This window comes from uncultured Nostoc sp. (genome assembly GCF_964245445.1).
In the GTDB taxonomy this organism is placed as follows: domain Bacteria; phylum Cyanobacteriota; class Cyanobacteriia; order Cyanobacteriales; family Nostocaceae; genus Nostoc.
The window spans coordinates 1-8,078 of the sequence record NZ_CAXTNE010000327.1 but is presented as its reverse complement, the minus strand read 5'-3'; the positions used below and the strand labels follow the sequence as shown (position 1 = coordinate 8,078).

Sequence of the window (8,078 nt, the reverse complement as noted above, 5' to 3'; positions counted from 1 at the left end):
CCCCTGCCCCCTGCCCAAACGAAGTAAGGCATCTCACAAAATCGCATCGCTCCCATTTTAAAATCACTTCTTCAGGAGGAACTAGCACAGCAACAATTGTCTACGATCCTGTGAGTGGGCAGTTGTTCTACAACCAAAATGGCAGCGCCGCAGGTTTTGGTAGCGGTGGTCTATTTGCGACTCTAACTGGTGCGCCAACTCTTACGGCATTAAATTTTGTGGTGCAAGCGTAGTTTGTCCAAGACACCCTTTTTCAAACAGGACTTACGCAACTTGCCTAAGTCCTGACAATGCAAGCGTAAGTCCTACATCCATTTTCCGCCCCGAAATTCTTATATTTAGCTATTTTTCGTTTGTCTACTAACTCCTAGTACTGTTCCACTCCTGCGCCGCATCTTCTACAGCTTTATCTACAGTCTTCTGCCCTAACATTGCTGCTTGCAAGTTTTCATAAACTGCCTTTTGCAGTTTATTGAAATCCTTCAAAGTAGGGGTTAATATTTCTGCCTTTGGCAGTTCTTGAGCGCTCATAACTCGCGCTTTTTCTATTGTTGAAGCATTAGCTGGAACATCTTTAAAGTAACTATCAGATAATGCTTTGATTGTAGAAGGTAGAACATTTGCAGCTTTAGCAAAGGCTAACTGATTTTTGTCATTGGTGACAAATAAAGCAAACTTAACCGAGGCGTCTGGTTGTTTGCTATCACGGGGAATAACTATGTTCATCACGGCGACATTTTTCTTACCTGTGTCACCAGTGAGTTGAGGTGCTATTCCCGTAGCTTGAGCAATTTTCGGGGCATTATTAGCGATCGTTTTCAGAAACTCTGGCCCAGAAGCTAGAAACGCAGTCTCTCCAGATTGGTATAGATCGATCGCGTGGCGATGTCCTTGCGTCAAAGCTTCTTTAGGAAGTAAGCCTTTTTTATACAAGTCTACCCAATACTGAAACGCTGTCTTACCTGGTGCTGAATTAAACGCCGCTTTTCCCTGTGCATCTATTAGAGTGACTCCCATTTGCACAAAAGATTCCAGCACTTCACCAGAATCTTGCGGTACAAAAGTCACAAAAAAGGCATATTTGCCAGTTTTATCTTTAATTTGTTGCGCTGCTTGTGCCAATTCTGCGTAGGTTGCAGGCGGTTTATTGATACCTGCCTGTTTTAATAAATCGGTGTTATAAATAGTTAGCCGTGTGGTGAGATACCAGGGAATCCCAAAACTCTTGCCATTAAGCGTAGAAGATTCCCAGATATTCGGTAGATAGGAGGAACGTACATCCTTTGGGACTTTCGCATCTAAATCTAACCAGGCATTTCGCCCAGCAAGTTGGGAAGCAAAACCCGGATTCAGGTTAACTACGTCAGGTGGCGTTTTTGCTGAGACAGCTGTTAAAATTTTGTTCTCCATCGCTGCCCAGGGTACATCAACCCAGTTAATCTTTATACCTGGATTTTGCAATTCAAAATTTGCAATTAGGTTTTTAAAGTAGTCGGTAAATTGAGGTTGGAGTTGCATCGTCCAAAACTCAATAGTTGCCGCTCCTGAAGTAGCCTGTTTTGTACCTGTACCAACATTACTTGTGCTGCAACTTACAATCCAACTGGTTAATAAGCCAAGTAGTGCCAAAGCAACAAGTTGTTTAAATTTTCGCAATTGAATCATTTTCCCAGTATTTTTACGCTTGCTCAGTGTGAAAAGCTTAGATCAGAATTGTCGAGATTATAGGCTAAATAAATTACCAGTAATAGAGGCGACTAGGGACTAGGGACTAGGGACTGGGGACTGGGGACTAAAGAAAAGTTTTCTTAATACCCAATCCTAATGCCCAATCACGGCAGTTGCTCCACTTGGGGAGACCCCAAGACCGCACTGCCTCCCCAATGCCCAATTCAATTTAGCAGTCCATCGGGCACAACTGTGGTAAAAAGCTTCAAAAGTCTGTTTGGCAAATCAAAAAAAGGGGTCGGCATTGAACTTGCTCCCGAAAGGGTGAATGTAGTTCAGCTACGTAAGCAGGGTCAAGGCTTAAAACTTGAAACCTTTATATCGGTATCAGTTCCAGATGGCGTAATTATCGATGGTCAAATCACCGACCCCGCAGCAATGGCGCAATTAATCCAGCAGGCGCTAACTGAGAGCAAAATCAAAACTTCTCGCGTTGCCACTGGTGTACCAGGGCGAGATTCCATCGTTCGGATCATACCAGTGCCAGCAGAGTTAGATGATAAAGAACTGCGAGAAATGGTTCTTAACCATGAAGCAGGTTTATATTTACCCTATCCTCGTGAAGAGGCTGATGTAGATTATCAGAAACTTGGGTATTTTGTAGATGAAGATGGCATCGAAAAAGTACACGTACTTCTAGTTGCTACCCGTAAGGAGATAACGGATACATATATTAGTACATTCGAGCAGGCAGGATTACAAATCGATGTTTTAGAAATTAACAGTTTTGCTCTGATTCGGACTATTCGTGAGCAATTGCGACAATTTGGGCCGCAAGAAGCAGCAGTACTAGTTGATATAGAGTTCGACAGTACAGAAATCGCCATCATCGTTAACGGAGTGCCGCAATTTTCGCGCACAGTCCCAATCGGGACTTATCAAATGCAAACTGCCTTAGCAAGGGCAATGAGCTTACCCACATCACGAGATATGGAACTGTTACACGGAATGGTAATTCCCCCAAGTTCTCTAGACGGCGGGAAAACTGGGGTTACTGAAATCAATCCTGGTATGGCAGCCATATTGAGAGTATTGGGAGAACTAACAGATGAACTGCGCCGTTCCATCGATTTTTACCTCAATCAAAGTGAAAATTTGGAAGTAGCGCAGATTATATTAGCTGGCCCAGGAGGTGGACTCCAACAGCTAGATGAATTCTTTACCCAACGATTAAGCTTGCCAACTACCCAAATAGATCCAATCGGGGCTTTGTCCTTGGAAGTTGACACTGATAAATATCCACAGGTGCAACGCTCTGGCTTGGCGATCGTACTTGGTCTAGGAATGCGGGAGGTGTAACAAAATGTACAGCCTAGATGTTAACTTTCTTAAAGATCGCCCAGCATACCAGAAAAAGCCTGAGAGATCGGGAGGAATATCCTTAAAGTTTCCTACAGGGGATTTGACACTACTGTATGTGGGAGTTGCAGTAGGTGTAGTCCTTCCAGCTTTATTGGGAATTGGTTGGTGGGTGTTGCAAGGGAAGATTGTTGAATTAGATGGTCAAATTGCACAACTAGACCAAGAAAGCAAGAGGTTAGATACAGAAATAGGAAATATTAATAAAATCAAAGACGAGACGAAGGCAGTTAAAGGGGAAACCCAAGCTTTAGTCACTGTATTTGACCAAATTCGACCTTGGTCAGCAATGCTGCAAGATTTGCGCGATCGCATTCCAGCAGCAGTGCAAATTAAGACCATCAGGCAAACCCCACCCATTCCAGCAGAGGCAGGGCAGCCACCAACCAATCCTGCTGGAGGATTACAAATTACCGGATTGGCTCGTTCTTTTAACGATGTCAATGATTTTTTATTGAGTCTACAACAGTCTCAATTCTTGAAGCCCACAGAAAGCAGAATTGTGACGGCAACGTTAGTAGATGCTCCTGCAACTCCAGGTGTAACAATTAAGCTGCCACAAGTAGTTGAATATACTATTCAATCAAGTATGAATGATGTTCCAGCTTCGGAATTAATCCGAGAGTTGGAAAAAAAAGGCACAGTGGGGTTAGTGACTCGAATTCGTACTATGCAACAAACAGGAGTCATTTCAAAATGACGCTGAGTGATGATTTAAATTTTGCCGAACAAGGTGGGGAATTCGAGCAGGCAACGCCAGCATCCCCCGTGCTATTTGGTATTGCCTTCACACCAAAAATTATTGGCATATTGGTGGGGGTAATTGGTTTAGCAGGAGCAGGTTATATATTTTTAAACCTGCTGATGCCAGCTTGGGAAAGCTATCAGCAGCAGCAAAGCAAAAGCTCTGAACTGCAAGGGCAAATTCAGCAAAAAAAAGCCAGTATTAAAGAAATTGGCAAAGTTAAAGACGAACTAGCACAGGCAAAACAGCAAAAAGTTCAGGTTTTAGACTTATTCGCTAATGAAAAAAGCTTAGATACATTGCTGTTGGATATGAACCGCTTAATTGAGTCTGGCAATACTCTAACTTCTGTTAATGGAGTGAGAGCCAAATTGAAAAAATTTGTGCCAGTTTCCCAAAAACCAGAACCAGTTACCGATGGAACTCTAGGACTACAGGTTGATGGTAAGCTGCAACGCAGCAATATCAATGCCGAAATTACAGGAACTTATGAGCAAACACAATCGATAATTCGTAACATTGAGCGTTTACAGCCTTTGTTAATAGTTAAAGATTATCAATCAACTTTGGCTCCAGTAGAGTCAAAATCCGAATTGGATAAAACACCCATGCAGGTAGGGCCAACAGCGATTAATACATCATTCCAGGTACAGGTATTGATACCACTTACTCCAGAAGAAATAGCAGCAGCAGCAGCTAAAACTGCTCCGAAAAAGTAGTTAGGAATGAGTAGTTAGAAGTTAGGAATTAAGAGTTAGGAGTTAAGAATTCCAAGTTATTATTCCTAACTCCAACCTCTCAGAAGTGTTTGTAAACAAGGTTTTATAAGGTGAGGAATGAACTGTGAAACAGCTTCACGGTAATAGTTTTATATTAGGTACTGCCGCTTTTGTATTTTTGGCAGCTCAACCAGTTTGGGCACAAATTAGTCAAATTACTAATGTACAGTTAAATCCAGTTAATGGTGGAATTAGCGTTGCTTTGAAAACTTCTTCCGGGTCGCGCGCCCAAGTTTTCACTACAAAAAGAGGCAAGGCTTTAGTCGCAGATATTATTAATACTCAATTACGATTACCACAAGGTAAGAGTTTTCGTCAAGATAGCCCAGCACCAGGAATTGCATCTGTTGAAGTTAATCAGCTTGATAGCAATAGCATTCGGGTGACGGTAACAGGTAGCAACAATACGCCTAGTAGTCAACCTATGGTGCGATCGCAAAATGGAATTACACTCAGCTTTAGCCCATCGGCAGGCACTATAGCATCAGCACCAACGCCAACAGCGCAAACTTTCACAGCACCGCCTGTTACGACTCCAGCCCAACCTGGTCAAAAGCCAGGGGTTCTCGTTCCTAACCCGGAAGTCACTATTGACGGACAACTAGCACAAGCTGCTGGGCCAGGTCAACCTGTGAGTCAGGCTCCACCTTTCTTACCCAGAGCCGTCGCCCCACCAGTAGGAGATATCGCCATTTCTAATACTGATGCTTCTCCTAGCACTATTGACTTAGGAACTCAGGAACGTGTACCCCGTCTAGTGCTGCGAGATGCGCCGGTGCGTGAGGTTTTGTCACTGCTTGCCCGTGCTGCTAATTTGAACTTGGCTTATATCGGAGGCGAACAAGGTGCTGGTGCTGCTGCTAATGCACAAGCAACCTCTCAAACAATCTCGTTAGATATAGAAAATGAGCCAGTGCAAGATGTGTTTAACTACGTCTTGCGTCTGAGTGGTTTGGAAGCTAACCGCAGTAATCGCACGGTTTTTGTTGGGCCTAAATTACCTAATTCCACCCGTGACATGGTTATGCGTAGCCTGCGACTCAATCAGGTGTCAGTGGGAGTTGCCCTGAACTTTTTGGTAGGCTTGGGAGCAGAAAGTGCCGTCAGCCGCGAACGACAAGTTACCAGCGTTAATGCTGTGCCTGTTGGGGCTGGAGCTGCACCTATCACCCAAACTCAGACGACTACAGAAACCAGAGTTGAAACTCAACGTGTTACTTTTACAGACTCTAACCCATTACTGAGAGGTTTACAGGCATTAGGGGATGAGCGCACAAACGCTCTAACCTTAATTGGCCCTCCCCGGCTAGTTGAGATGGCGATGGCTCAACTAACTCAGCTTGATATCCGCCGTCGTCAAGTAGTAGTCAATGTCAAGATTATTGATGTTAACCTCTTGAATACGCAAGACTATAACACTAGCTTTTCTTTTGGGGTTGGTAACAACTACTTTACAAATGATGGTGGTGCAGCATCTCTAAATTTTGGTGGTTCCAGACCAGCTACGAGAGCCGAAGCATCAACCAGTGTGACTAGTACACCTACAACTATTAATCCACTTCAAAGCTCAAATATTTTTCTAAACCCAACTACAGGAACAGCTAGCGCTGGCACAAACTCTAATCCATTACAACCAGGTATTACAGCATTTACACCAGGAACAAGTACAACTGCAATTGTGCCAACTGCGATTGATCCTATTACTGGTACACCAACTCAGTTTCAGCAGCAAACCACGACAACCCCTTCAACAACCACATTCACCTTGCCCACCATATTCCAGTTCCCTAAACGTCTTCTTGCTAGCTTGCAGGCTCAAGTGCAAAATGGCAACGCCAAGATTTTGACAGACCCGACCTTAATTGTGCAAGAAGGTCAAACGGCTAATGTCAACCTGACTCAGGAAGTAGTAGGCAATATTACAAGAGAAATAGTTCGTGATGCAAATCTTGCTACAGAAACGATTTCAGCAGAAAAAGACCGAGTGGGTTTAACCCTAGCTGTCAAAGTTGAACGAATTGACGACAATGGTTTTGTCTCTCTATCGGTAGCTCCCGTTGTCAAAGCACCACAAGCTCCAGCTACTATCAACGTTGGAGGAGGCGGTAGCCAACAAATATTCTTGGTATCTGAGCGTTCTCTTAATTCTGGCTCGATTCGCTTAAGAGATGGACAGACACTGATTCTCTCAGGCATCATTCAAGACGCAGACCGGACAACTGTTTCCAAAATTCCCATCTTGGGTGATCTTCCACTAATTGGTTCGCTATTTAGAAGTACAAACAGACAGAACCAGCGCAATGAGGTGATTGTATTACTCACACCTCAAATCATGGATGACACAGAGAATTCCTCCTACGGCTATAACTATACTCCCAGCCCAGAAGTGCGGCAAATCCTTGAGCGTCGAGGGTTGAAAGTTCCGGCGAGGTAATAAAGATAATGAGCAGGTGAGTTACCTCTGGCAAAAACTCAGATCCCCGATTTCTTAAAGAAGTCGGGGATATTCTTGTTTACGAGTAAGATTAAAATTAAATGTAATTCTACAATAAAAATACCCAATCACAATAGAAGTAACAATAGTGGGTAAATACTAATGAGTTCAGAACAAGAGTTATTAACAAAGTGGCGTTCTCTTCCACAAGACAAACAAGAGGAAGTTTTAGATTTTGTTGAATTTCTTGGTTTGAAAAACTCTGCAAATAAAATCCCATTGGGAGAACGTTTGCAGCAACTTCGCACTAGAATTGTTGCTTCCGGTAAACATTTATTAGATGAAGATGAAATTGAAAAAGAACTCGCTAGTCGGAGAGGTGGGCTACAGGTTAAAGAAGAATGAAAATAACTTATATTGATTCAGGGGTGTTACTCAGCGCAACAGACGGTGTTGGTAGAATTGCTGAGAAAGCCCTTGAAATATTAGGAGATTCTCAACGGGAATTTGCTTGTAGTGAGTTTGTCAAATTGGAAGTAAGTCCCAAAGCAGTTTTTAACAAGCAAATTGAAGAAGCTCAATTCTATGAAGAATTTTTTAGCGATGTTACCTACTGGGTCAGTGATTTAACTCATATTGTTCAAGAGGCTTACCAAATTGCTTCTCAGTATGGTTTAGCAGCTATGGACGCGCTTCATGTAGCTGCGGCGTTGTCAGTTGGTGCAGAGGAATTAGTCACAACCGAGAAAAGAACAAAGCCCATGCATCGAGTAACTAGTATTAATGTATTTTCTATTTTTGATTGAATTACTATGATAAATGTGATAAATAATCTAGATGTAATATGAATACGACGATTTATCGCGTCTTTGTGATTTATAATTTTCATTAAAAAACTTTAACTGAAAGTTTGTAGCCAGTCAGCTAACAAAAAGGGAAATACTCTTATGACAGCACTTACATTCAACCTCAATATCGATTATACCAAGTTGCGATAGATAGTATTATTTAGTGGAAGTAAAATCAGTGTGCA

General features: G+C 42.7%; 7 protein-coding genes and 1 pseudogene. 7 read left to right on the top strand and 1 reads right to left on the bottom strand.

Annotated features, from left to right (window positions below; translation table 11 throughout):
* Positions 1 to 233, top strand: a pseudogene (locus ACFE90_RS33470) (hypothetical protein); the annotation flags it as partial.
* Between the two features lie 127 nt (positions 234 to 360).
* On the opposite strand, the gene ACFE90_RS33465 reads toward ACFE90_RS33470, so the two are convergent.
* Positions 361 to 1,665, bottom strand: a complete 1,305-nt coding sequence (locus ACFE90_RS33465; protein ID WP_375506605.1) for an ABC transporter substrate-binding protein — start codon at positions 1,663 to 1,665, stop codon at positions 361 to 363.
* 255 nt (positions 1,666 to 1,920) lie between these two features.
* Between ACFE90_RS33465 and pilM the strand changes: the two genes are divergently transcribed.
* The 6 genes from pilM to ACFE90_RS33435 all read left to right on the top strand — a co-directional run bounded on the left by pilM (position 1,921) and on the right by ACFE90_RS33435 (position 7,851).
* The gene (pilM, locus tag ACFE90_RS33460) at positions 1,921 to 3,027 is read left to right on the top strand and encodes a type IV pilus assembly protein PilM (RefSeq protein WP_375506604.1); all 1,107 of its coding nucleotides are present in this window, start codon (positions 1,921 to 1,923) and stop codon (positions 3,025 to 3,027) included.
* A gap of 4 nt (positions 3,028 to 3,031) precedes the next feature.
* Positions 3,032 to 3,787, top strand: coding sequence for a PilN domain-containing protein (locus tag ACFE90_RS33455; protein ID WP_375506603.1), 756 nt, complete (start codon positions 3,032 to 3,034; stop codon positions 3,785 to 3,787).
* A complete protein-coding gene (locus tag ACFE90_RS33450; protein ID WP_375506602.1) occupies positions 3,784 to 4,551 on the top strand; it encodes a pilus assembly protein PilO in 768 nt (255 codons plus the stop codon). Before ACFE90_RS33455 ends, ACFE90_RS33450 begins: the two co-directional genes overlap by 4 nt.
* Before the next feature lie 124 nt (positions 4,552 to 4,675).
* Positions 4,676 to 7,045 carry an AMIN domain-containing protein gene (locus ACFE90_RS33445; protein ID WP_375506601.1) on the top strand — a complete coding sequence of 790 codons (2,370 nt, stop codon included), beginning with the start codon at positions 4,676 to 4,678 and terminating at the stop codon, positions 7,043 to 7,045.
* Positions 7,046 to 7,207: 162 nt separating this feature from the next.
* On the top strand, positions 7,208 to 7,450 hold the full coding sequence (locus ACFE90_RS33440; RefSeq protein ID WP_375506600.1) for a hypothetical protein: 243 nt from the start codon (positions 7,208 to 7,210) through the stop codon (positions 7,448 to 7,450).
* The gene (locus ACFE90_RS33435; protein ID WP_375506599.1) at positions 7,447 to 7,851 is read left to right on the top strand and encodes a type II toxin-antitoxin system VapC family toxin; all 405 of its coding nucleotides are present in this window, start codon (positions 7,447 to 7,449) and stop codon (positions 7,849 to 7,851) included. The genes ACFE90_RS33440 and ACFE90_RS33435 overlap by 4 nt, the downstream gene beginning before the upstream one ends.
* Positions 7,852 to 8,078: the final 227 nt, after the last annotated feature.